Source organism: Flavobacterium sp., assembly GCF_036782315.1.
Taxonomy (GTDB): domain Bacteria; phylum Bacteroidota; class Bacteroidia; order Flavobacteriales; family Flavobacteriaceae; genus Flavobacterium.
The window spans coordinates 1-25244 of sequence record NZ_DAIPZK010000003.1 but is presented as its reverse complement, the minus strand read 5'-3'; the positions used below and the strand labels follow the sequence as shown (position 1 = coordinate 25244).

Genomic DNA, 25244 nt, shown 5'->3' with positions numbered 1-25244 from the left:
GATTTTAAACTTAACCTTTAACCCATCACCTTTTACCTTCAAAATATGAACTGGATTTTACTCATAATAGCAGGCTTATTCGAAGTAGGTTTTGCAACTTGTCTTGGAAAAGCAAAAGAAACTTCAGGAAATACTTCTTTACTCTGGTACGGAGGTTTTTTGGTATGCCTTTCTATCAGTATGATATTGTTAGTGAAAGCAACCAAAGAATTGCCTATCGGAACGGCTTATGCGGTTTGGACAGGAATTGGTGCGGTTGGAAGTGTTTTAGTAGGAATCATTGTTTTTAAAGAACCCGCAACTTTTTGGCGCGTGTTTTTCATCACAACATTAATTTTATCCATTGTCGGATTAAAAATGGTTACGAAATAATGAATTTGTTGCTTCAATCATCCAGCATCCAGCATCCATCATCCATCAAAATCACTGGTAGTAAATCAGAGACTAATAGATTATTGCTATTGCAAGCTTTATATTCTAATCTAAATATTGAAAATACTTCTAATTCAGATGATTCTGAAGTGATGTTGAAAGCATTAACCAACACCCATCACCCATCACCCATCACCCAAATAATAGATGTGCATCACGCAGGAACAGCCATGCGATTTTTAGCGGCTTATTTTTCTATTCAAGAAGGAAATGAAGTTGTTTTAACTGGTTCGTCTCGAATGAAAGAACGCCCAATTAAAATTTTGGTTGAAGCTTTAAATCAACTAGGAGCCGAAATTACGTATGAAGAAAATGAAGGTTTTCCACCAATTCGAATTAGAGGGAAAAAGTTGACTCAAAAAAAAGTATCACTTCCAGCAAATGTAAGTAGTCAATATATTTCAGCACTTTTGTTAATTGCACCCAAATTAGAAAATGGTTTGGAATTAACTTTGGAAGGCGAAATTACATCTGTGCCTTATATTAAAATGACGTTGGCTTTGTTAAATGAAATAGGAGTAAAGACTTCATTTGAAAACAATACAATCAAAGTCGCTCATCACCCATCACTTATAGCCCATCACCCAATAACAGTTGAATCCGATTGGTCATCAGCATCTTATTGGTATTCCATTGTTGCCCTGTCAGACATTGGTTTCCAAGTAACACTTTCAAGTTATAAGGAAAATAGCTTGCAAGGAGATAGCGCTTTAGTAAATATTTATCAAGATTTTGGAGTTGAAACTACTTTTAATCCAGATAATTCAATCTCGATTTCAAAAAAGAGAATTCATAACTCGAAACTCGCAAGTTGCAATTCACAACTCAACAACTTTCCCGATATTGCCCAAACTATTGCTGTAACTTGTTTTGGATTAGGAATGGGGTGTCATTTAACTGGTTTACATACTTTAAAAATAAAAGAAACCGATAGATTAGAAGCATTAAAAACTGAGTTAACAAAATTAGGAGCGAAAGTTTCAATTACTAATGACAGTTTGACTTTGGAAAATTCAAATAGCATCAACGATAATATTGCAATTGTTACCTATCAAGATCACAGAATGGCTATGGCTTTTGCTCCTTTAGCTTTGAAAGTTCCAATACAAATTAATGAAGCAGAGGTGGTTTCTAAATCTTATCCTGACTTTTGGGAAGATTTGAAAAAAGTAGGATTTTCTATTAAAGAAATTTAAATAAAGTCGGGATGACTGGATTCGAACCAGCGACCCCTAGCACCCCATGCTAGTACGCTACCAGGCTGCGCTACATCCCGAAACTGTTGCAAAAATAATAACTTTGATTAGATTTATAAAAATAAATCTCAATTTACTTGACAACCCCTATATGCAGATTGTATATTTGCAGGCTTGTTTTCAAGTTTAAATCCTTTTTTAAACTTTTAAACCTTAAACTTTTAAACTAAAAAAAATGAAATTATCTCATTTCAATTTCAATTTACCTGAAGAATTACTAGCCGAGTTTCCAACTGAAAACAGAGATGAGTCTCGTTTAATGGTAGTAAATAGAAAAACTGGCACTATTGAGCACAAATTATTCAAAGATGTTATCGATTATTTTGATGATGGCGATGTTATGGTGTTAAATAACACAAAAGTTTTCCCAGCACGTTTATACGGAAATAAAGAAAAAACCGGTGCTCGTATCGAAGTTTTTTTATTAAGAGAACTAAATGCTGAACAGCGCTTGTGGGATGTTTTAGTTGATCCAGCTCGTAAAATTCGTATTGGAAACAAATTATACTTTGGTGATGATGATTCGTTAGTAGCTGAGGTAATTGACAATACTACTTCTCGTGGTAGAACATTACGTTTCTTATACGATGGTTCTTATGAAGAATTCAGAGAAAAATTAGTAGAATTAGGAGAAACTCCGATTCCAAAATACATTAACCGCGAAGTTACACCCGAGGATGCAGAACGTTACCAAACAATTTATGCAAAAGAAGAAGGTGCTGTGGCAGCTCCAACTGCTGGTTTACACTTTTCGAAGCATTTATTAAAACGACTAGAAATTAAAGGGATAAATTTTGCTGAAGTAACACTACACGTAGGTCTTGGTACTTTTAATCCGGTTGAAGTTGAAGATTTATCAAAACACAAAATGGATTCAGAAGAAATGATTATTTCTCAGGAAGCTTGTGATATTGTGAATAATGCCAAGGCTAAAAAGAAAAAGGTATGTTGTGTAGGAACAACTTCTATGCGAGCTATGGAAAGTTCAGTTTCATCTCAAAAGACATTAAATCCTTATGTAGGTTGGACCAATAAATTCATTTATCCACCTTACGATTTTAGCATTGCAGATTGTATGATTACTAATTTTCATACACCAAAATCAACTTTATTAATGATGATATCTGCTTTTTGTGGTCATGATTTAATGATGAAAGCTTACAAGGAAGCAATTCAAGAAAAATATCGTTTTTATTCTTACGGAGACGCGATGTTAATTATATAATTTCTAAACCCCAATCGAAAGGTTGGGGTTTTTTATTTTATTCTGTCTTAATGCAATGCTACCGAATATTTAAAGTTGGACACCTGCTAACTTTTAATTACTTTTGCTAATCAAACAACCAAACAAATGATTTTTGAAAATACTCGCGAATTTGCAAAAAGTTTAGATGCTCAAGATGAATTGAGAAAATACAGAGATGAATTTTATTTTCCTCATGTAAACGGAAAACAAGTCATATATTTTACAGGAAATTCTCTTGGACTTCAACCCAAAAGAACAAAATCTTATGTGGATGAAGTAATGAACGATTGGGCAAATTTAGCAGTAGAAGGTCATTTTTATGCTGATAAACCTTGGTGGGATTATCAAGAACGTTTTGCTGTGCCTTTAAGTGAAATTGTTGGAGCAAAACCTACAGAGGTGGGTGTTATGAATACCTTAACTGTGAATCTACATTTGTTAATGGTTTCTTTTTACAATCCAACTGCAAAGAAATACAAAATAATTTGTGAAGAAAAAGCCTTTCCTAGCGATCAATACATGTTTCAAAGTCAAGTGAAATTTCATGGTTTTGATCCAAAAGATGCTATTGTTGAAATCAAACGTAGAGAAGGAGAAGCAAATATTCGTTTAGAAGATATATTAGCAAAAATTGATGAAGTTGGAAATGAATTAGCCTTAGTTTTAATTGGTGGAGTAAATTATTATACTGGTCAAGTGTTTGATATGAAAACCATCACGGCTGCCGGACAAAAGTATGGTGCTTATGTTGGTTGGGATTTAGCTCATGCTGCCGGAAATATTAAATTAGAATTGCACGATTGGAATGTAGATTTCGCCGCTTGGTGCAGTTATAAATATATGAACTCAGGACCAGGGAACGCTTCAGGATTTTTTGTTCATGAAAAGCATCATAACGATAAAGAATTAAAACGTTTTGCGGGTTGGTACGGTCATAATAAAGAAAGAAGGTTCAAAATGGAACCCGATTTTGATCCGGTTCATGGAGCGGATGGATGGCAAGTGAGTAATCTACCTATTTTATCTCTAGCTCCTTATTTAGCTTCTGTTGAAATGTTTGCTGAGGTTGGAATGGATAAATTAATTACCAAGCGAAATTTAATTACGGCATATTTAGAGTTTATTCTGCATGAAATTGATAAAGAATTGGAAGGGGCCGATTTCGAAATTTTAACACCATCAAATCAAGAAGAACGAGGCTGTCAGTTGTCAGTTTACCTTCACGGTCAAGGAAGAGAATTGTTTGAAAGGTTAATGAAAAATGGCGTTATAACAGATTGGAGAGAACCCAATGTTATTCGCTTAGCACCAGCACCTTTCTATTGTTCTTTTGAAGATATGTATGATTTTGGACAAATATTGAAACAACTAATCTTAGATAAAAAATAATTTTTTTAACATTTTTTTATGTTTTGTGATATTTTTTTGGTTTATTTGTAATAACCTTAAAATCAAAATCATAAAAAAATGAAAAAAACTTTACTTACTTTAACGTTATGCCTTACTGGAGCTTTTCAGTTAGTATTTGCGCAAGTTTCTGAAAAAGAAGCTGCTGCGAGGCAGTGGATTAAATCCAATCTAAAAGAATTAAAAATTAATTCGGATTCCGATATTAATTTACGTTTTGTTCGTAAAAGTATATCTGGAGAAACCTTGCGTTTTCAACAAATGGTTAATAATATTCCTGTTTTTGATACAGAAATTGTTATCCATTTTAATCCTTCAGGAGAAATCTCTTTCTCAGATCATAACATTACTAAAGAACTTGTTAGAATTAATACCACACCTCAAATTTCTAAAGAGAGAGCAATTGAAATTGCAGATAAAGAAATTGGAGTATCCGGAATGGTTACCTTACAAGAGTCTAAATTATTCGTATATAATAAATTAGAAGAAACAAAACTAGTATACAGAACATTAACAAGTTTTGAAGAAATGCCAGGAACTTGGGAAGTAATTGTAGACGCTATGAATGGGGCAATTTTGAGTGTTAAAGATATTGCTATTTACTGTGGTTCGGAGTGTGTTACTAATCATCAACATAAGTCTCAAACCACTGGAACTGCAAAATATTTTATGCCAAAAACAACTAATTCAACACTTGCATTTGAGTCGGGAACTGCAATGGTATTTTTATCAGATCCATTATCTTCTGCTAGAGTGGCATATGGCGGAAATTATGTGGATGGAAGTGGTCAAGGTGATACAGATACAGCTGAGTTAAATGCACAAAGAGTATTAGTAAATCTTCCACAAGTTGACAATACTGCGGGTACTTATTTACTTAAAAGTTCTTATGTAGAAATAAAAAATATAGAAAATCCTAACAAAGGACTATTTACTCAAGCTAATCCAAATTTCTTATTTACTAGAAATGCAGATGGTTTTGAGGCTGCTAATGTATTTTATCATACTGATAATAATTTAAGATATATCAATGAAACTTTGGGAGTAAATTGCCGTCCGTTGACTAATGGAGGGATTCTATGGTTTGATCCGTCTGGAGTAAATGGTGCAGATAATTCCTATTATTCAGCTGGAAGATTAGTTTTTGGAGAAGGTTGTGTTGATGATGGTGAAGATGGTGATGTAATTTGGCACGAACTTGGACATGGACTACATGATTGGGTAACTGGAGGTTCATTATCTCAAGTAAATGGACTAAGTGAAGGAAGTGGTGATTATTGGGCGCAGTCTAATAGTAGAGCACTACCAAATCAATGGACCACTGCTGATGCAGCTTATCATTGGATGTTTAATTGGGATGGACACAATCCTTGTTGGGGTGGAAGAACAACTAATTATGCTCCTATTTATCCTGGAGGTTTAGTAGGACAAATTCATACGGATGGGCAAATTTGGTCAACCGTAAATATGAAAATATGGGATGTTTTAGGAAGAACTAAAACCGATAAAGCTTTCTTAGAAGGATTAGCTTTAACTAACAGTTCAACAAATCAACAAAATGCAGCAATTGCTGTAAGACAAGCTGCAATTAATATGAATTATAGTTGTGCGGATATTAAAGTAATGACTGAAAAATATACGGCTGCAGGTTATGTTATGCCAGCAATTCCACTAAGAATAAACTGCCCAGGAACACAAACTGTAACAGCTGATGGTTTAGGAAATTATACAATACCAAGTTTTGCTACTTTAGCAAATGCTATTAATTCAAATTGTGATGCTGTTGTAACTCAAAGTCCGGCTGTTGGAACCGTTGTAGGAGTTGGAACACATGTAATTACTATGACTGCTACAAGCGGAACTTCAGTGAATTGTAATTTTAACTTGGTGGTTCAAGCAAGTTTAGGCGTTAATGATGTAGTGAGAAATAATTTCAGTATTTATCCAAATCCTGCATCAACTACAATTACAATCAAAGGAGATAATTTTGAAAATGAAGAAATTGAAGTTTATAATATGCTAGGTCAAAAAGTGATAGGTAAAAATCTTATTACAAATGAATCAACAATTGATATTTCAAATTTAGCAAATGGTGTTTATGTGGTTTATTTTATCAATGCAAAAGCATCTCATAAATTTGTGAAGCAATAATAAATTTCAAATAAATAACAAAAGCCGAGCATTCTTGTTCGGCTTTTTTTGTTAAAATGAATTATCTTTGTATTGTATAACCGAATTACATGAAATCATGACGAAAGAACAAATTTTAGAAAATTTTGATCCATCCCAACCCGGGTTGGCAGATGCTACTATTTTTGGTTTGCCATTTTCGGCAGAGCAAAGTGAAATTATTGTAATTCCAGTGCCTTGGGAAGTTACAGTGAGTTATGGTGCAGGAGCTTCAAAAGGTCCAGATGCTGTTTTAGACGCTTCTTTTCAAGTAGATTTGAATCATCAAGAATTTCCTGAATTATGGAAATTAGGAATTTATATAGACAAACCAGCAAAAGAGTTAAAAAAGAAGTCTAAAAAATTTAAAAAGCAAGCGGCTCCAATCATCAAAGCCTTAGAAAGTGGAATGATATTAGACCAACATCCTTCGTTAATGAAAGATTTGGAAGAAATTAATTATGCGTGTTCTGATATGGTGGAAGCTGTTCGTGAGCAAACGCTAAATTGGATGAATAAAGGAAAAAAAGTAGTGCTTTTAGGTGGCGATCACTCAACACCCTTAGGATATTACCAAGCTTTAGCAACCAAATACGATAACTTCGGAATCTTGCATTTAGATGCGCACATGGATTTACGAATTGCTTATGAAGGATTCACGTATTCGCATGCTTCTATTATGTATAATGCGTTACAAATTCCGCAAATTTCTAAAATTGTTCAAGTAGGAATTCGCGATTTTTGTGAGCAAGAAGTAGAAGTAGCTTTGAGAGATAGAGTATTAGTTCATACCGATAGTGATTTAAAACAAGAAGCTTTCGAAGGCAAAACTTGGCAACAACAATGCGATCAAATTATCGCATCGTTACCAGAAAAGGTTTGTATTTCTTTTGATATTGACGGTATGTATCCTTGGTATTGCCCAAATACAGGAACTCCAGTTCCGGGCGGATTTTCATTTGAGCAAGCCGCTTATTTGTTCAGTCGCTTAGCGGAAACCAATAAAGAAATCATCGGATTTGATTTAGTTGAAGTAGCACCAGGCGATGACGACTGGGATGGAAACGTAGGGGCAAGAATGTTGTTTCACATGTGTGGCGCTTTTGCCAAATCTCAAAAAATGAATGTAGGGAATAAGATTAAGTTTAATAAGTAAATTGCAAAAACCGAAGTTTCAAAAAGCTTCGGTTTTTTTATAAGTTATCGATATCCTCCAAAATCGAAATCGCTTTTTCTTTCGTAGCCGCTAATTCTTCTGGTTTCATTTTTCTTAGTAAGGCTAACATCATACTCATTCTTTGATTATTGGCAAAATGTTGTTTTTTCTCATCTAAAAAATGCCAGTACAAACTATTAAACGGACAGGCTTTTTCGCCCAATTTCTTTTTTACGTTGTAATGACAACTGCCGCAATAATTACTCATTTTATTGATGTAACTTCCCGAAGAAACATAAGGTTTTGTAGCCACAATACCGCCATCCGCATATTGACTCATGCCGCGTGTGTTGGGCATTTCAACCCATTCAATAGCATCAATGTAAACGCCTAAATACCAAGCGTCAACTTCATCAGGATGCAATTGGGCTAACAAAGAAAAATTGCCAATAACCATCAAACGTTGAATATGATGAGCATACGCTTCCGATAAACTTTGGGAAATCGAATGTTGTAGGCATTTCATCTTGGTTTTTCCAGTCCAAAAGAAATCAGGTAGCGGATTGTAGTTTTCTAAGGCGTTCATTTGGGCATAATTGGGCATTTCTTTCCAATAAATTCCTCTAACATATTCGCGCCAACCAATAATTTGTCGCACAAAACCCTCTACTTGTGCCAATTCAATCGTTTCTTGATTTTGATAATAATACGAAATAACCGCATCCACCACTTCTTTCGGACTTATCATTTTAGAATTCATCGCAAAAGACAAACGCGAGTGAAACAAAAATTTGTGTCCAGAAAATAAGGAATCTTGATATGTTCCAAAATGCGCCAACAAATGCGCACAGAAATAATCAATCAATTGCAAACTTTCGTTTCTGGAAGTCGGCCAATTGAAATTTTCTCTATCAATGCTTCCAAAAGTGATGATGTTTTGACTTTCAATTTCGGCAACAAGTTCACTTACATTTTGATGAAATTCCAAAGGAAACGGAATCGGAACTTCGTTTTTATATTGATTACGGTTGTTATGGTCAAAGTTCCATTTTCCATCTAACGGTTGATCACCGACCATCAAAACATCGTGTTTTTTTCGCATCATACGATAGAAACTTTCCATCAAAAGTTGCTTTTTCCCTTTGAAAAAATCCGATAATTCATTTCTGGAAGTATAAAAATGTTCGGAATCAACTGCTTTTGTTGGAATAACAAGTTTTTCGCAAATGGATTTTAGTTGTTCATCCAAACGATATTCATCAGATAATTGGTATTCAAATTGCTCGATTTTATGTTCTTCAACCAAAATAAAAATCAATTGTTCTAAATTATGAGGATTATTGGAATCCGAAATTTTATAATAAACCACTTGATGACCTCGTTTTGTCAATTTTTCCGAAAAATTTCGCATGGAAAGAAAAAATGCCACGACTTTTTGAATGTGATGTTTCACATAATTCGTTTCCTGACGCATTTCTGCCATTACATAAATCACATCCGAATTAACTTCTTGAAACCAAGAATGTTCCGAATTGAGTTGGTCGCCCAAAAGTAATCGAAGTGTTTTCATTTAAAATAATTCAGGAATTAACCACATTTTTTGAAATTTACCATCGCCATCGTACATTTCCGCTTGACGTTTGATGTTGAATTTTCTATCTCTTGGATCGTTTCCAACACCAGCATTATACATCCAATTGCCATAATTGCTGTGAACATCGTAATCAATCAACATGCTTTCAAAATACGCTGCGCCAATGCGCCAATCTTGTTCCCATTCTTTCGCCCAGTAACTTGCTACATTTTGACGACCGCGATTACTCATCCAACCCGTTTTCTGCAATTCAATCATATTAGCATTCACGAAATGTTCAGGTGTAGTTCCGTTTATCCATTGATTAAAAGCTTTGGTATTTTGGTTCCAATGGTATTCTTTTTGTAAAATACCGTTCAATTGAAAAATTTTGTTGCCGTGTTTTAGCGAAATGTATTTGAAATAATCGCGCCAAATCAACTCGAAAATCAACCAATAGGTATCTTCGTTTTTGACAATTTTCTTCTCAAATTGTTGTACTTCCCAATAAATCATTCGTGCCGAAATACTTCCATTTGCTAACCAAGCCGAAAGTTTTGAACTGTAATCTTTTCCCACCAAACCATTACGAGTTTTTTTGTAAACCGCAAGTTTTTTGGTATCCCAAAAGTATTCTTTGATTCTTTTTTTAGCTTGATTTTCGCCACCTTTAAAAGGAAAAGCGGTTTTATTGGGTTGCTTAAACTCATCAAATCCTAAATCTTCCAAAGTTGGAATATTAGTTTTTTCTTCAATTAGATTAGAAATTGGTTTTGCTGAGATGGAAACGGTTGGTCGCACTCGAATTTTCTTTTCCAATTGCTTTCTGAACTCCGTAAAAACTTCTGGAATTTTCTCCCAATCGTCGTACGGAACATCATCCGGATGAAATAAAAACTGATCGTAATACGTTTTCCAATTCACCGCTGGAATGAGATTTCGAACTTCAGTTTCAACATCTACTTCTTCCTGCGTCCATTCGTTTTGGATGTAAATCGTATCAATTTGATATTTTGCCGCTACTTCTGGTATTAATTGTTCGGGATAACCGTAATAAACTAATAATGTGATATTTTTCTCAGCTAAATTTTGTTGTAATTCGGTTAAAGTTTCCAGAAAAAATTGGGTTCTAAATTTTTCTGTTTTCTTAAAACCATATTGGGTTGTTTCGAAATGTCTTGGATCTAGGCAATAAATACCAATTACTTTTTCATTTTCTCTACACGCATTGTACAACGAATGATTGTCAATCGTGCGCAAATCATTTCTAAACCATAGTAATCCGTTCATAATTTTTTAGATTTTAGATTTTCAGATTTTGAATTTTCAAATGGTTTACGTTTCATTTTCTGAATATCCGATAGTCTGAACATCATTATTTTTTGCTCGCAAAGACGCTAAGTCGTGAAGGTTTAATTTTATTAATTCATAAAAGATTTTAAAGATTTCTCTTATTTCTTAAATCTGTGTTCCTTATTTAATTGTTTGATTTTGTCCCGAAACTTCGGGATTTCCCTTGAACTTGATTTTTGAAATTTTTATTCATTCTACATTTATCACTACAATACATAACTTCTTCCCAATTTTTCTCCCATTTTTTTCGCCAAGAAAATGGACGGTTACAGGTTTTACATATTTTTTTGGGAAGATTTACTTTTTTATGCGCCATTATAACATCGAAGTAGTTGGTTTATCTGGTCTTGCATAATGAAATCGATCTGTTAATTTTGGAACAGCATAACCATCTAAACCGTTAATCGCAATAACATTTCCTTTGTCTAATTGCATCCAATTGTCATCATGAAAAAGTTTTTCTTCGGCATAAATGGTTTCAACTGATGCAATAATGTGAATGCAATCGTTTTCTTCAATTTTGTACTCGTTTACATATTTGCACAATAATTTTACTGGACTTCCTTTTACGAAAGGAACCTTCAAATCATCAATAAATTCTGGGTCTAAATTGGTTTTGTCAAATTCTGAAATGTGCTCTTCATAACTTGAAGAGGTGTGATGTGCATCGGCAATCATTTCCTCTGTTATGTGATTTACAGTAAAATATCCTGTTTCCTTGAGGTTTTTATAAGTATCTCTTGGAACAGTTGTTGGTCTTAAAATAAATCCTAATAGTGGTGGTTCACTTCCTAAATGCGTAACACTACTGAAAATAGCAACATTTAAAACACCTTCTGTTGAAATGGTTCCAATTAAATTTGCTGATTTATAACCCGTAACACAGTTGACAAGGTTTAATCGAGGGACTTTTGACATTTGAGTTATGTCTTCTTTAGTAATTTTTTTCACGGCAATTTTTTTATTCAAAGATACTTTTGTTTAACTAAAAATAAAAATAATTAAACAAAAAATAATCTTCAACATGAAAAAACTGATAAAAGTCAGGGATTAAATTTTATAATTATGTATTTTTGCAGTCCAAATTTTTACAAAAATCTTCATGCAAACGCCACAAAAAATTGCTGTTGTAGGTTCTGGATTAGTAGGAACTTTATTGGCAATCTATTTAAAAAGAGCTGGTCATACTGTTCATGTTTATGATCGAAGTCCTGATATACGTACGATTCAATTTTCAGGTCGTTCCATTAATTTGGTAATGTCAGATCGTGGATGGAAAGCTTTGAAAGATGTTGGTTTAGATGAAGAAATTCGAAAAATTGGAATTCCAGTGGATAAAAGAGCCATTCATTTGCAAGATGGAAAGTTGAATTATCAATATTACGGGAAGGAAGGTGAAGCTATTTTTTCATTGTCAAGAGGCGTTTTAAATAGAAAAATGGTCGATTTGGCTGAAGCAGAGGGAGTAGAGTTCTTTTTTGAAAGAAAAATTTGGGATATCAATTTAGCAACAGCTACTTTGTATGAAGGTGAAACCGAACAAGGAGCATGGTCTGAATTAAAATACGATAAAGTTTTTGGAGCTGATGGTGCTTTTTCAAGAATTAGACACCGAATGCAACGTCAATCGATGTTTGATTATTCGCAAGAATTCATGGAAATTGGTTATAAAGAATTGCATATTCCAGCTAATGCAGATGGCTCGCATAAAATTGATAAAAATTCATTGCACATTTGGCCAAGGGGAAATTTCATGTTGATGGCATTAGCTAATTTAGATGGAACGTTTACTTGTACTTTATTCATGCCATTTGAAGGTGAAAATTCTTTCGAATCGTTAAATGATGAAACTTCTTTGGTTGATTTTTTTGCAAAATATTTTCCAGACACAAAAGAGGTAATTCCAGATTTAGTTCGTGATTTCTTTAAAAATCCTACGAGTTACCTGGCAATTATGAAATGTTTTCCTTGGACATTTGAAGATAAAGTGGCTTTAATTGGCGATTCGGCACATGCAATTGTACCGTTTTATGGTCACGGAATGAATGCCGGTTTTGAAGATATCACCATTTTAAATGAAATGATGGAACAATATGGTGATGATTGGAATCAAATTTTCAAAGCCTACGAAATTTCAAGAAAACCAAATGCAGATGCCATTGCAGAACTTTCGAGAAGAAATTTTGTAGAAATGAGTACTAAAACGGCCGATGAAAAATTTCTATTACAAAAGAAAATTGAAAAATGGTTTTCCGATAAACATCCTGAGAAATGGATGCCTTTATATAGTAGAGTAACGTTCAGCTTACAACCTTATTCAGAAGCTATGGCAATTGGTGATTTCCAAAATGAAATTATGCAAGAAGTTTTAAAAATGGAAAATATAGAAGAAATATGGGATTCAACCCAAGTTGAAAATAAAATATTAGAATTACTTCAATAAAAACACTATCCAAATCTCAAAAAAATGTGTTTTGGATTTTTTTCTTACAAAATAGCTTATCTTTGAGTTAGACAAAATATTCGCTCTCATGGATACTATTTTATTAATTGCCATTTTGGTTATTGTTATTGTACTATTAACTAGTTTTAATTCAAAATTTCAGCAACTTCAAGACACTGTTTATCGTTTACACGAAAAAATTAATGAATTGAAGAATGAATTGAATTCAAAATCAGTTCAAGATATTTCAAAAGTTGCTCCAGAAATTCGTAAAGAAACTGTTTCGGTTTCTAAGCCAGTTGCGGAAGAAAAAATAATTGAAAAACCTATTGAGGTTATTGAAAAAACACCTGAAATTGTTCCAGTTGCTGCACCTATTAAAACAGAAATCAAAGAAGAAATTAGACAACAAATACCCATTGTTGAGCCTATTCAAACAAAAGAGCCAGAGAAATCATGGTTTGAAACTTTCAAAGAAAATAATCCCGATTTAGAGAAATTCATTGGTGAAAACCTAATCAATAAAATTGGTATTTTAATTTTGGTTTTAGGAATTAGTTTCTTTGTAAAATATGCCATCGATAAAGATTGGATTAATGAAACGGCTCGTGTAGGAATCGGAATTTTAGCTGGTTCGTTGGTTATGGGAGTGGCTCACAAATTGAGAAAAAATTACAAAGCATTTAGTTCTGTAATGGTAGCAGGCGCAATTAGTATTTTTTATTTTACGATTGCGATAGCTTTTCATGATTATCATTTGTTTAGTCAAACGGTTGCGTTTGCTATAATGGTTGTAATTACCGCTTTTAGTTCGTTTGTTTCTGTAAATTATGATCGACAAGAATTAGCTATTTTGTCATTAATTGGTGGTTTTGCGGTTCCGTTTATGGTTAGTACTGGAGCAGGAAATTATATTGTTTTATTTACTTATATCGCTATTTTAAACATAGGAATTCTTGGAATTGCCTATTATAAAAAATGGAATATAGTTACTATCTTATCCTTTGTATTTACCTATTTATTGTTTTCTTCTTGGTATTACAAAGAATTGTATGCGGATAAATTACCACATCAAGGCGCTTTGACCTTTGCTTCGTTATATTATTTTATTTTCAGTATTGTAGTAGTATTGAATAATGTGAGAAGAAAAGGTGAATTTTCCACTTTAGACTATTTCATGGTTGTGGCTAATACTTTTGTGTATTTTGGTTTAGGTATGGGAATTTTACACAATTGGGGAATCGAATTTAAAGGATTGTTCACGTTATCATTAGCTATTTACAATTTAATCTACGCTACTATTTTATTCAAGAAATTTGGATTGGATAAAAATGCAGTGTACTTGTTAATTGGTTTGGTACTAACGTTTGTTACTTTAACCATTCCAATTCAATTTGAAGGCAATCAAATAACGTTATTCTGGGCTGCCGAAGCTGTTTTATTGTTTTGGTTATCGCAAAAATCAAAAATTAGTTTGTTTAAATTAGGCGGTATGGTAGTTCAGTTTTTATCGATTATTAGTTTGATTATCGATTGGGACAAGCAATATCGTTTTTCAAACACCGAACTATCAATTGTATTGAATCCAATATTCATTACCGGAATTGTAGTTTTGGCATCTTTGATAGGAACCTATTTCTTGCTAAAAAAAGAAAACGAATCGACAACCATTTTTAAAATTGATTTTGATTCTGTTTTTTATCGAAATGGTATTATTTGGGTTGCTTTAATCCTTGGTTATTTCGTTGGTATTTTTGAAATTATCCATCAATCAGGACAATATGTAGAGAATTCTTCATCAGCATTATCATTATCGGTTGGGTATCATTTCATTTTTAGTACGGTTTTTATTTTCTTCGGAATACAATCAAAAGAAGAATTGGTGCAAAAATTAGCAACCATTCTAGCGATGATTAATATTACTTTATATGTGGTTTGGTGGTATAATATTCCTTCAAAAGAAATACTTTGGAACATCACCAAAAACTGGAATTCATCAATAGCATTTTATTTCCATTACATTATTTTGGCTTGTTTAATTTATTATGTAACAATTTTAGCCAATCAGATTTTGAATAAAGCTCATGTTGATTTTTTGAAATCTAAAATTGCGTTATGGATGTTAGTTTTTTGTGGCGTTTATATTTTGAGCAACGAATTAATTGTACATAATTTATTTGCTGTTGATTCGGCAACCATTTTAAAACAAATTGATGAAGATTTCAAAGGTTCCGATTTACCAAAAGAAACGTTCCGAATGAATGAATACAATGTACAAGATAAATTAAACGTAATAAAAGTTCAAGTAATTAAAATTGGTTATCCTATTTTATGGGGAATTTTATCGTTTGCATTATTGATTTTCGGAATTAGAAAACAATGGAAACAATTGCGAATTATTGCGCTTTCCTTATTAGGATTAACCATTGTGAAATTATTCCTTTACGACATTAATAACGTTTCTGAAACTGGCAAAATTATTGCGTTTATATTGTTAGGAGTGCTAATTTTGATTATCTCGTTTGTGTATCAAAAGATCAAAAAATTAGTGGTGGATGAATCTCAAAATACTAGTTCAAATGAAGAAAGTAATTAGTTTAGTAGTACTTTTTTTAGTCCAATTCATAAATGCTCAAGAGGCTACAATTGGTGAAATTAATAACGTAAAAAAAACAGGTTTACAACTGGTTTTGCTTTCTCCTGAAGTTATTTCAGAAGCAGAAAATAACACCGATTACATTAGAATTGCTAATGTAAAGTCAAGAACTGAAGTTCCGTATGCGCTGTATTCGATTCCTGAAACAATAAAAAAATCATTTATTAGTTTTCCATTGGTTTCTAAAACTAAAAATGATTCTATAACTTCAATTGTAATTTCTAATGTAAATCAACAACAGTTGAACGAATTATTTATTACAATTTCTAATTCTTCAGTTTCAAAATCAGTTAATGTTTTTGGAAGTAACGATGGAAAAGAATGGTTTGGATTGGTTCAAAATCATTTATTAAATAATCTGGTTGATCCAAAATCACAACAAGTTGAAAAAGCAATTGTGTTGCCATTAAACAATTACAAGTTTTTGAAATTGGATTTTAACGATAAAGTTAGTTTACCTATTGAATGCAAGAATTTCGGAATTTATCAATCGAAAGTTAATTATGTGGCGCAATTAGAATTGAAAAATTTCAATCAAAAAAGCATAACAGATAATTCAAAAAAGAAATCGTTGATTTTAATTTCATTCGAAAAACCAAAGTTAATTTCAAGATTAGATTTAGATATTCGTTCTGATTTGTATTTTAGAACAGCTCGAATTTTAGTTAATCGAGAACGAAAAGTAAAAAATAAAACAGAAAAATATCAAGAGGAGCTCTTTACTTTTGTATTGAATTCGAAAATGAAAACTAGTTTTGAATTTCCTGAAATTTTCGAAAAACAAATTTTGATAGAAATAGATAACCAAGATAATCCTCCACTAGAAATTGAAAAAGTACAATTATTTCAAACACCAAAATACCTTTTAGCCAAACTTGAACAAGGCAAAAAATATGAAATTACAGTTTCCAATAAATTAGATAAACCCAATTACGATATTGTAAATTTCCTTCCTAAGGAAAATGAATTGTTAGAAGTAGTTGCTATTGAAAATTACAAGCCAATTGAGAAATTATCAAATGAACAGCAAATTCAAAATTTTTGGCAAACCAAATGGTTTTTGTGGATGGCAATAATTTTAGCAGGATTGATTATTGCTTATTTTGCTTTTGGATTATTGAAAGATGTAGAAAAGAAGGATTAATTTTCTTCTCTATGAACTTTGTCAAAATCAAAAGCTGGAGTACAAATCGCTAAATATTCACAAGCTTCATCAAAAGGATTAGAATATTGAACTCTTGTATTTTTCTCAATTTTAATCGATTGACCAGCTTCTAAAACTACTGTTTCATCTTCGATTATAAATTGCTTTTTTCCTTTGATGATATAAGTATATTCATCAAATTCTGGAGTTTGAAAAGGTTCGCTCCAACCTGGTGGCGCAATCATGTGCGCAATTGAAATGGCTGAATTATTTGTGGTTGCCAATCCGTGATGCTCTTCAATCAATTTACCATCAGTCGTTGGAACTACAAAAGGTGTTTTTTGAATAAAATATTTTTTCATGGATTAGTGTTTTTAAATTTTGGCCATTGATTATAACCAATTTCAGGATTGTTAGAGTTATATTTAATAATAAATTCAACCTCTTTTTCATTTACTTCTTTATCAGAAGCTATTTCAGATTTCCAAATAATTTGTCTTCTAATAGTAAAGTCATCTCGCTCTTCATCAGTAAAATCTTTTTCGATTAATCTACTATTTGCGCTTCCAAAATAGTTAATGCTGTTCGTTAAATCTTTTCCAATATAAATTTTCCCGTTTGGATAAGTGATTTTATATATAATTTTCATTACTTCTTAAAAATAAAATAAACCGCTAAAACTAAAAAACAAAAACCAACTGCGTGATTCCATCGGAATGTTTCGTTTTTAAAGAAAAGCAAAGAAAAAATCACAAAAATGACTAACGTAATCACTTCTTGAATCACTTTTAATTGCATTAATGAAAAGGGTCCGCCATTGCCTTCATAACCAATTTTATTAGCCGGAACTTGAAAAAAATATTCAAACAAAGCCAATCCCCAACTGATTAAAACAACAGTAATTAATCCTGCATTTTCGAACCATTTTAATTCTTTAAATTTTAAATGTCCATACCAAGCCAATGTCATGAAAACATTAGAAAGTATGAGTAATCCTATGGTAATAAATCCTTTCATTATTTTTTCAGCATTTTCATTAGTAAGCCAAATGCTCCTCGAATAAAACTAGCACTTGTTACTACTTTAGTTACAGATTTACCAATAACTTCAGCGGTACTTGGTTCTTCTTTTACTCTTCGGGTTGGTTTTTCGGCTTCTTGCTCGGCTGCGACTTCTTGTGCTTCGGCAATTTTTTTATTAAGCATTTCGTAAGCGCTATCACGGTCTAAAACCTCATTATATTTCTTCGCTAGTTTTGATTTTGCTATGCTGGCTTCAATTTCATTTTCTGTTAAAACATCCATTCTGCTCATGGGAGCTCGCATCATGGTAGCAACTAAAGGTGTTGGTGTTCCTTTTTCGCTTAATGCAGTTACGAAGGCTTCTCCAATTCCTAACGAAGTCAAAACTTCATCTGTTTCATAAAAAGCGGTATCAGGATAATTTTCAGCTGTCATTTTAATCGCTTTTCTGTCGTTTGCCGTGAAAGCTCTCAAAGCATGCTGAATTTTTAAACCTAATTGAGCCAATACTCCAGAAGGAACATCCATCGGATTTTGCGTTATGAAATACACTCCAATTCCTTTCGAACGAATTAATTTCACAATCGTTTCAATTTGATTCAATAATGTTTTGCTTGCTTCGTCAAAAATCAAATGCGCTTCGTCAATGAAAATCACTAATTCTGGTCGTCCAGCATCGCCTTGTTCAGGCATGGTATTATAAATTTCGGCTAATAAACTCAACATGAAAGTTGAGAATAATTTTGGTTTGTCTTGAATATCGGTTAAACGAATGATGTTTACATAACCATTTCCGTTTTCGTCAATTCGCATTAAATCTTGAATATCGAATGATTTTTCACCAAAAAACAAAGTGGCACCCTGCTGTTCTAACTCGATGATTTTTCTCAAGATCGAACCAGTTGAACTCGTCGAAATTCTTCCGTATTCCGCTTCAAATTCGGCTTTTCCTTCTTCGGTTGCGTATTGTAATACTTTTTTAAAGTCTTTTAAATCCAATAATGGCAAACTGTTATCATCACAATATTTAAAAATGATCGAAACAACACCAGATTGCGTGTCATTCAAATCTAAAATTCGAGAAAATAAAACCGGTCCAAATTCAGAAACCGTAGCTCTTAATCGAACTCCATTTTGCTCTGAAATTGTCATTAATTCTACTGGAAACCCTTTCGTTTCGTATGGAATCGAAATTTTAGCATGACGTTCTGTAATAAACGATTTTTCTTCGCCAGGCATAACAATTCCAGAAAAATCGCCTTTAATATCCATCATCAAAACTGGAATGCCATTTTGCGATAATTGTTCAGATAATACTTGGATGGTTTTGGTTTTTCCCGTTCCCGTTGCTCCTGCAATTAATCCGTGACGGTTTAAGGTTTTTAATGGAATATTAACATGGGTATTTGGAACGGCTTCACCATCTAAAATTCCACCACCTAATGTAATGAATTCACCTTTACAAGTATATCCGTCATTTATATGTTTAATAAAATCGTTAGTCTTACTCATTTTGATGTGTTTTGAATTTCAAATGTAGTTAAAATCGAAGGAAATTTCAAGGACAATGACAAGTACAATTTCAAAATTCTGACTTCTTATTTCAAAATTCTAACTTCCAAGTTGTATCTTTGCCCACTATTTTTATTTGAAATGTTACAGAAAGAAGTACAATTAGCGGTTGAAAAAGGCGAAATGTTGCCTTTAATGGAGGAGTTTTACACAATTCAAGGTGAAGGTTATCATACAGGTACGGCAGCTTATTTTATTAGAATTGGTGGTTGCGATGTAGGTTGTCATTGGTGCGATGTGAAAGAAAGTTGGAATGCAGAATTACATCCTCCAACCTATACCGATTTAATTGTTGCCAATGCCAAAAAATACGCTGACACCGTTGTAGTAACAGGTGGCGAACCTTTGACTTGGGATATGACGTTATTGACTTCAAAATTAAAAGATCAAAATTTAAAAGTACATATCGAAACTTCGGGAGCTTATGAAGTGACAGGAACTTGGGATTGGTTTTGTTTATCTCCAAAGAAAAATAAATTACCAGTTCAAAGCGCCTACGATATGGCTCATGAATTAAAAGTAATCATCTACAATAAACACGATTTCATTTTTGCCGAAGAACAAGCGGCTAAAGTAAATCCAAACGCGATTTTATTCTTACAACCTGAGTGGAGCAAAAAAGAAGAAATGACACCATTAATTGTTGATTATGTGATGAACAATCCGAAATGGAGAGTTTCGTTACAAACCCATAAATATTTAAATATTCCTTAATTATATGAAGAAGTTTATACTGCTAGCTGTTTTTGTTCTTTTTTCTAATTTAAGTTTTTCTCAATTAGGTGGAGAAGATGAAGTATATTTAGGTGGCGATTTTATTGACGCTAAATTTCAAAATGGTGGAGTTGAGAAGTTTTATGATTATATAGTTGCTAATTTTGATATTAAAACTGTAGAGAAGAAAGGACAATTGATATTTGAATTTACAGTCAACGAAAATGGAGAAGTGAAAAACATTAAGGTGTTACGAGATGTAGGAACAAATTCAGCAATTGAATTGATTCGGGTTTTACGAAAAGCTCCAAAATGGCAACCTGCAACACGAGGTGGAAAAGCAGTAAGTATAAACTTAAAAATGCCTTTGACATTTAAATAAATAAAAAATCCCAAATCGATAATTTTGGGATTTTTGTTTTTATAAAGATAGCTTCGCTAAATAATCAAAATGTTTACCTTCTAAAATCAATTCGCATTCCAAACCATTAGCAATTGCTGCATTTTGTAGTGTATTGTAATCCAAATATAACCAATCAAAAGTGTCTTCGGTTTCACCTTTATATCGAATAGTAAAAGTTAATTCGCCATAATAACCATTCGCTGGAACTTCATAAGCACCATCTTCGTCTTGGTCGTACATATAAATTAAGTCCGAACTATCAATTAAAATTTCTCCGCCATCATTTAAAAGTGATTTCAATTTTTGTAAGAACTTCGAAATCTGATTCATTTTCCCGAAAATTCCGGTTCCGTTCATCAAAAGTAGAATGGTGTCGAATTTTTCAGAAGTATCTAAATCCAATACATTCGAAACTTTACAGTTTTTCACACCTCTTAACTCACAAGCTTTAATCGCATTTTCTGAAATATCAATTGCCGTAACATCAAAACCTTTTTCTTGTAAATACAAAGCATGACTTCCTGCCCCGCAACCAACGTCTAAGATTTTTCCTTTTGCTAATTGTAACGCTTTTTGTTCCAATTTTGGCATGTCTTTATAATCACGAAACAAATAGGCAACGCTCATTTCATCTGCTTCCGAAATAGAAGTTTCGGTGATTAAATCTTCGGGAGAATTATTGGTTTGATAGTCTAAAATGGCTTTTCCGAAAAGGTCTTTCATAAAAAAGTTTAAAAGTTTAAAGGTTTAGGAGTTTAAAAGTTGTTTAACTTTGCAGAAGAAAATCTATAAAATGCTAAAGCCAAATTTAAACGAACTCGGAAAACTTGCCAAAGATACGCATAACGAAACCAAAAAGTATTTTGACAAGCTAAAAAAGAAAACACCTAAGAATTTGGATTATGTAATGCAAGATTTACACGATGCCGAATTCAAAAAAACGGATTGTTTAGAGTGTGCCAATTGTTGCAAAACAACTGGACCGTTATTTACGTCGGCCGATATTGAACGAATTTCAAAGAGTTTCCGTCAAAAACCACAGCAGTTTATTGACCAGTATCTTCGCATTGATGAAGACAACGATTATGTGTTAAAAAGTGTTCCGTGTACGTTTTTAGATAGCGATAACAAATGTTTCATCTATGATGTCCGTCCAAAAGCCTGCCGAGAATTCCCACATACCGACAGAAAGAAATTCCAACAAATCTCAGATTTAACTCTGAAAAATGTAGCGATTTGTCCAGCAGCTTATAATATTGTGGAGAAAATGAAGGAGAAGTTGCCTCTTTAAAAAGTGTTCAGTTTTCACAATCTTGTCATTCCGTTAGGAATCTCATCTTTTGATTCGTACTAATTTGTGAAACTTTAGTTCGACGGAGTCAAATTTGTGTTTTTAACTTCCAGCTTCCAGCTTCCATCATCCATCACCCATCATCAAACACCCATCATCACTCATAAATTAAATACTTCTTTCTCACTTCCTTAAACTGTTCCAAACCTTCTTGCCAAGTTTTTCTAATTTCTTTTTCGGTCATTCCGGCTTCAATTTGTTCACGGAGTTTTTTGGTTCCGGCTAACTTGGTGAAGAAATCATTGAAGAAAACGGTTTTGTCCGATGTGTTTTCGTAAGCTTTCAATAACCATTTTAATTCTAATCGGTGTACTTTTCTAATTTCGGTTAAATCTTCGCCAAAACATAACTTTCCATTATGAACTGGGTCTTTTGCGCCAAAATTTGGTTTAGGAGTAAAGCTAAAATCAAATTCACTTTCAGGTAAAAATGGCGAACCGTAAATTTGGAATTGTTTTTCGGTACCGCGACCTAAACTTACATTTGTACCTTCAAAAAAGCACAAACTCGCATACAAATTAATCGATTGATCGTTTGGTAAATTTGGCGAAGGCTTCACAGGTAAGCTATATTTCATATCATGCGAATAGTTCAAACAAGGCGCTACTTTCAAATCGCATTGTAAACCATCTTTCAGCCATTTTTCTCCGTTAATCATCTTTGCATATTCGCCAATTGTCATCCCATGCAAAACCGGAATTTCATGCATCCCAACAAAACTCTTGTGCTCTTTTTCTAAAATTGGACCATCAATAATAGTTCCATTCGGGTTTGGTCGGTCTAAAACCAAAAGCTGAATATTGTTTTCAGCACAAGCTTCCATTACATAATGCAATGACGATATATAAGTGTAAAATCGCGCGCCCACATCTTGTAAATCAAAAACCAAGATATCAATTCCTTCTAATTGCTCAGGTTTTGGTTTTTTGTTGTTTCCGTAAAGAGAAATAATCGGTAAATTTGTTTTGGTGTCTTTTCCGTCAATGATTAATTCGCCAGCATCAGCGGTTCCTCTAAAACCGTGTTCAGGTGCATAAATTTTCTGAAGATTGATATTTTGTTCGATTAAAAAATCAACCAAATGCTTCTCTTTCGAAAGAATTCCGGTCTGATTCGTAACTATTCCAACACGCTTTTCTTTCAACAGAGGCAAATAACTTTCAAAATTTTCGGCTCCGGTTTTGAATTTCCCCTCTTTTAGAGGGGTGCCCGAAGGGTGGGGTGTTTTGTGTGTATTTGAAACTACATTGTTTTTTGTTGTTGAACATCCAACTAAAATTAATAGTATAGAAATAAATAAAAACGTATTTTTGAACTCAATTTTCATATTAGAATATCTTGAATTTAGAATATTTCATAGCCAAAAGACTAATTGCTGCTAAAAGTTATAAAAGTAGTATTTCTTCGCCAATTATAAAAATTGCGATTACGGCAATTGCCATCGGAATTATTATGATGATTATGGCAGTGGCCACAGGTGTTGGACTTCAAGATAAAATTCGTGAGAAAGTTTCGGCTTTCAACGGACACATTATTATTTCAAATTTCGACGATAATCAATCGCAAGTCACCACTGAACCGATTTCCATCAAGCAAAGTTTTTATCCAAAATTCAAAAATGTAGAAGGAATAAATCATGTGCAAGCTGTAGCAAGTAAAGCCGGAATCATTCGCACAGAGAAAGCTTTCGAAGGAATCATATATAAAGGTGTTGGAAAAGATTATAATTTTACCAATTTAGAAGAATATTTGATCGACGGTAAAATTCCAAATCTAAAATCCGAATTAAATACCGAAGTTTTGATTTCGGAATACTTAGCAAAGCGTCTTCATTTAAAAGTAGGTGATAAGTTCTTAACTTTCTTCATGAAAGACAACGGAAAACTTCCTAACAAAAGAAACTTCTTAATTACCGGAATTTTCAACTCAGGTTTTCAAGAATTTGATGCTACTTATATAATAGGTGATATTCGCCACGTGCAACTCATTAATAAATGGCAACCAACAGATGTCGGTGCGTTCGAGGTTTTCGTAGACGATTTTTCAAAAATCAAAGAGAAAGGCGAGGAAGTGTACAAAGAAATTCCGCCTACCTATAATAGTATCACCATCGAAGAAAAGTACTACAGCATTTTCGAATGGCTAAAATTGTTCGATTTTAACATCTTGGTTATTCTAATCGTAATGATTGTCGTAGCAACCATCAACATGGTAGTCGCATTATTAGTTCTAATTTTAGAACGCACCCAAATGATCGGAATTCTAAAAGCTATGGGTGCTAACAACTGGAATGTCCGAAAAATATTCCTCTATAACGCTTTCTATTTAATCGCCCGCGGTTTGTTTTGGGGAAATCTAATCGCAATTTCTCTATTGTTAATTCAAAAATTCTTCGGAGTAATCCAACTCAATCCCGAAAACTACTACGTAAACGAAGCGCCAGTAAGCATCAATTTACTCCACATCACATTATTAAATATTGGAACTGTAATCGTTTGTTTATTGGTACTATTAATTCCATCCTATATTATCACCAAAATTTCACCAGTAAAAGCAATACGTTTCGATTAGTTTTTTTTAGAAGCAGCCATTTCGCATTCCATAAAGACTAATAGTCCCGCTGTCCGCTATATCTTTTATAAACCTGACAGGTTTTCAAAAACCTGTCAGGTTTATAAAAGGATGCCGCTCCCATCGGGGCTAGACAAGGTGTATAGTATTCCATATAACCATCCCACTGGCTCGCACCGCGAGCCATCCTCCCTCGCCCCTGCGAGCTGTCATTCCGCCGAAGTAGGAATCTCCTGCGCAGCAGGCTATGGCTTAACGTAGTTAAGCCTGCAACTGAAAACCGATTACATTATTATATATAGTAAAGTAATTCCCCCTTCGAAGGGGGTTAGGGGGATGTTGCATCTAATTTATCTACCCGCCAACCCACTTTTATATAAGTAAAGAATTTTTCTCGCACCTGCGAGTTGTCATTCCGCCGAAGTAGGAATCTCCTGCACAGCAGGCTATGGCTTAACGCAGTTAAGCCCACAGCTGAATACTGAATTACACTATTATATTTGTAGAAAGAATTCCCCCTTTGAAGGGGGCTAGGGGGATGTAACCACAATATTTGAAAACTTCCCCATTCAAAATTCGTTAATCCTCATTCAACATTCAAAGACCCTTCTTTTGTGCGCTTAGTGCTTCCCTTGTGTCCTTAGTGGTTAAATCCTAAAAAAACTTTCCTATATTAAATCCTTATTATCAGAACGTTAAGAAAAACATGAAAAAAAACACAAAAAAAAGATTGCAAAAGGCTTGCGATTAGCGAAAAGATTTCTACTTTTGCACCC

General features: G+C 33.3%; 22 protein-coding genes, 1 tRNA gene and 1 pseudogene. 13 read left to right on the top strand and 11 right to left on the bottom strand.

Translation table 11 applies throughout. The features are described 5' to 3' along the window. The first annotated feature begins 45 nt into the window (after positions 1–45). Positions 46–372 (top strand): DMT family transporter, encoded by a 327-nt coding sequence (locus tag V7P59_RS03830; protein ID WP_333808845.1) that lies wholly within the window; start codon positions 46–48, stop codon positions 370–372. After that, positions 372–1628 carry a 3-phosphoshikimate 1-carboxyvinyltransferase gene (gene aroA, locus V7P59_RS03825; RefSeq protein ID WP_333808844.1) on the top strand — a complete coding sequence of 419 codons (1257 nt, stop codon included), beginning with the start codon at positions 372–374 and terminating at the stop codon, positions 1626–1628. The genes V7P59_RS03830 and aroA overlap by 1 nt, the downstream gene beginning before the upstream one ends. 6 nt (positions 1629–1634) lie before the next feature. Here aroA and V7P59_RS03820 read toward each other — a convergent pair. Then, positions 1635–1708: transfer RNA gene (locus tag V7P59_RS03820), tRNA-Pro, on the bottom strand. Positions 1709–1863: 155 nt separating this feature from the next. Between V7P59_RS03820 and queA the strand changes: the two genes are divergently transcribed. The 4 genes from queA to V7P59_RS03800 all read left to right on the top strand — a co-directional run bounded on the left by queA (position 1864) and on the right by V7P59_RS03800 (position 7666). Beyond that, positions 1864–2913 (top strand): tRNA preQ1(34) S-adenosylmethionine ribosyltransferase-isomerase QueA, encoded by a 1050-nt coding sequence (gene queA, locus V7P59_RS03815; RefSeq protein ID WP_333808843.1) that lies wholly within the window; start codon positions 1864–1866, stop codon positions 2911–2913. 126 nt (positions 2914–3039) lie between these two features. After that, positions 3040–4323, top strand: coding sequence for a kynureninase (gene kynU, locus V7P59_RS03810; RefSeq protein ID WP_333808842.1), 1284 nt, complete (start codon positions 3040–3042; stop codon positions 4321–4323). A gap of 78 nt (positions 4324–4401) precedes the next feature. Next, on the top strand, positions 4402–6492 hold the full coding sequence (locus V7P59_RS03805) for a T9SS type A sorting domain-containing protein (RefSeq protein WP_333808841.1): 2091 nt from the start codon (positions 4402–4404) through the stop codon (positions 6490–6492). 97 nt (positions 6493–6589) lie between these two features. Beyond that, entirely contained in the window at positions 6590–7666 is a 1077-nt protein-coding gene (locus V7P59_RS03800) for an agmatinase family protein (RefSeq protein ID WP_333808840.1), read from the top strand. A gap of 37 nt (positions 7667–7703) precedes the next feature. On the opposite strand, the gene V7P59_RS03795 is transcribed toward V7P59_RS03800, so the two are convergent. From V7P59_RS03795 to V7P59_RS03780, 4 genes and pseudogenes are all read right to left on the bottom strand, one after another. Beyond that, positions 7704–9236: a cryptochrome/photolyase family protein gene (locus V7P59_RS03795; protein ID WP_333808839.1), complete on the bottom strand. Its 1533-nt coding sequence runs from the start codon at positions 9234–9236 to the stop codon at positions 7704–7706. After that, a complete protein-coding gene (locus V7P59_RS03790) occupies positions 9237–10529 on the bottom strand; it encodes a DASH family cryptochrome (RefSeq protein WP_333808838.1) in 1293 nt (430 codons plus the stop codon). 247 nt (positions 10530–10776) lie between these two features. Next, positions 10777–10908: pseudogene (locus V7P59_RS03785) on the bottom strand (DUF2256 domain-containing protein); the annotation flags it as partial. Beyond that, positions 10908–11543: a flavin reductase family protein gene (locus V7P59_RS03780; protein ID WP_333808837.1), complete on the bottom strand. Its 636-nt coding sequence runs from the start codon at positions 11541–11543 to the stop codon at positions 10908–10910. The pseudogene V7P59_RS03785 and the gene V7P59_RS03780, both read right to left, overlap by 1 nt. A gap of 151 nt (positions 11544–11694) precedes the next feature. On the opposite strand from V7P59_RS03780, the gene V7P59_RS03775 reads away from it, so the two are divergent. The 3 genes from V7P59_RS03775 (at position 11695) to V7P59_RS03765 (ending at position 16835) form a co-directional block, all read left to right on the top strand. After that, entirely contained in the window at positions 11695–13035 is a 1341-nt protein-coding gene (locus V7P59_RS03775; protein ID WP_333808836.1) for an FAD-dependent oxidoreductase, read from the top strand. An 88-nt stretch (positions 13036–13123) separates the two neighbouring features. After that, entirely contained in the window at positions 13124–15631 is a 2508-nt protein-coding gene (locus V7P59_RS03770) for a DUF2339 domain-containing protein (protein ID WP_333808835.1), read from the top strand. Then, the gene (locus tag V7P59_RS03765) at positions 15615–16835 is read left to right on the top strand and encodes a hypothetical protein (RefSeq protein ID WP_333808834.1); all 1221 of its coding nucleotides are present in this window, start codon (positions 15615–15617) and stop codon (positions 16833–16835) included. Before V7P59_RS03770 ends, V7P59_RS03765 begins: the two co-directional genes overlap by 17 nt. Here the strand turns inward: V7P59_RS03765 and V7P59_RS03760 are convergent. From V7P59_RS03760 to V7P59_RS03745, 4 genes are read right to left on the bottom strand one after another with little or no spacing between them, the layout of a single operon-like run. Further along, complete coding sequence (locus tag V7P59_RS03760) at positions 16832–17197, bottom strand: cupin domain-containing protein (protein WP_333808833.1); 366 nt, start codon at positions 17195–17197, stop codon at positions 16832–16834. The two genes, V7P59_RS03765 and V7P59_RS03760, sit on opposite strands and share 4 nt — an antisense overlap. Beyond that, complete coding sequence (locus V7P59_RS03755; RefSeq protein ID WP_133610448.1) at positions 17194–17484, bottom strand: GIY-YIG nuclease family protein; 291 nt, start codon at positions 17482–17484, stop codon at positions 17194–17196. The genes V7P59_RS03760 and V7P59_RS03755 overlap by 4 nt, the downstream gene beginning before the upstream one ends. Beyond that, the gene (locus V7P59_RS03750) at positions 17484–17852 is read right to left on the bottom strand and encodes a DMT family protein (protein ID WP_333808832.1); all 369 of its coding nucleotides are present in this window, start codon (positions 17850–17852) and stop codon (positions 17484–17486) included. The genes V7P59_RS03755 and V7P59_RS03750 overlap by 1 nt, the downstream gene beginning before the upstream one ends. Then, complete coding sequence (locus V7P59_RS03745; RefSeq protein WP_333808831.1) at positions 17852–19369, bottom strand: helicase HerA-like domain-containing protein; 1518 nt, start codon at positions 19367–19369, stop codon at positions 17852–17854. The genes V7P59_RS03750 and V7P59_RS03745 overlap by 1 nt, the downstream gene beginning before the upstream one ends. A gap of 141 nt (positions 19370–19510) precedes the next feature. On the opposite strand from V7P59_RS03745, the gene V7P59_RS03740 reads away from it, so the two are divergent. Then, the gene (locus V7P59_RS03740; protein WP_333808830.1) at positions 19511–20143 is read left to right on the top strand and encodes a 7-carboxy-7-deazaguanine synthase QueE; all 633 of its coding nucleotides are present in this window, start codon (positions 19511–19513) and stop codon (positions 20141–20143) included. 4 nt (positions 20144–20147) lie between these two features. Beyond that, positions 20148–20525, top strand: coding sequence for an energy transducer TonB (locus V7P59_RS03735; protein WP_333808829.1), 378 nt, complete (start codon positions 20148–20150; stop codon positions 20523–20525). A gap of 39 nt (positions 20526–20564) precedes the next feature. On the opposite strand, the gene V7P59_RS03730 is transcribed toward V7P59_RS03735, so the two are convergent. Further along, on the bottom strand, positions 20565–21269 hold the full coding sequence (locus V7P59_RS03730) for a class I SAM-dependent methyltransferase (protein ID WP_333808828.1): 705 nt from the start codon (positions 21267–21269) through the stop codon (positions 20565–20567). A gap of 70 nt (positions 21270–21339) precedes the next feature. On the opposite strand from V7P59_RS03730, the gene V7P59_RS03725 reads away from it, so the two are divergent. Next, positions 21340–21837 carry a YkgJ family cysteine cluster protein gene (locus V7P59_RS03725; protein WP_213242419.1) on the top strand — a complete coding sequence of 166 codons (498 nt, stop codon included), beginning with the start codon at positions 21340–21342 and terminating at the stop codon, positions 21835–21837. 157 nt (positions 21838–21994) lie between these two features. Here V7P59_RS03725 and V7P59_RS03720 read toward each other — a convergent pair whose 3' ends face one another. Further along, a complete protein-coding gene (locus tag V7P59_RS03720) occupies positions 21995–23224 on the bottom strand; it encodes an exo-beta-N-acetylmuramidase NamZ family protein (RefSeq protein ID WP_333808827.1) in 1230 nt (409 codons plus the stop codon). 11 nt (positions 23225–23235) lie between these two features. On the opposite strand from V7P59_RS03720, the gene V7P59_RS03715 reads away from it, so the two are divergent. Further along, positions 23236–24468, top strand: coding sequence for an ABC transporter permease (locus V7P59_RS03715; RefSeq protein ID WP_333808826.1), 1233 nt, complete (start codon positions 23236–23238; stop codon positions 24466–24468). The last annotated feature ends 776 nt before the right edge of the window (positions 24469–25244 follow it).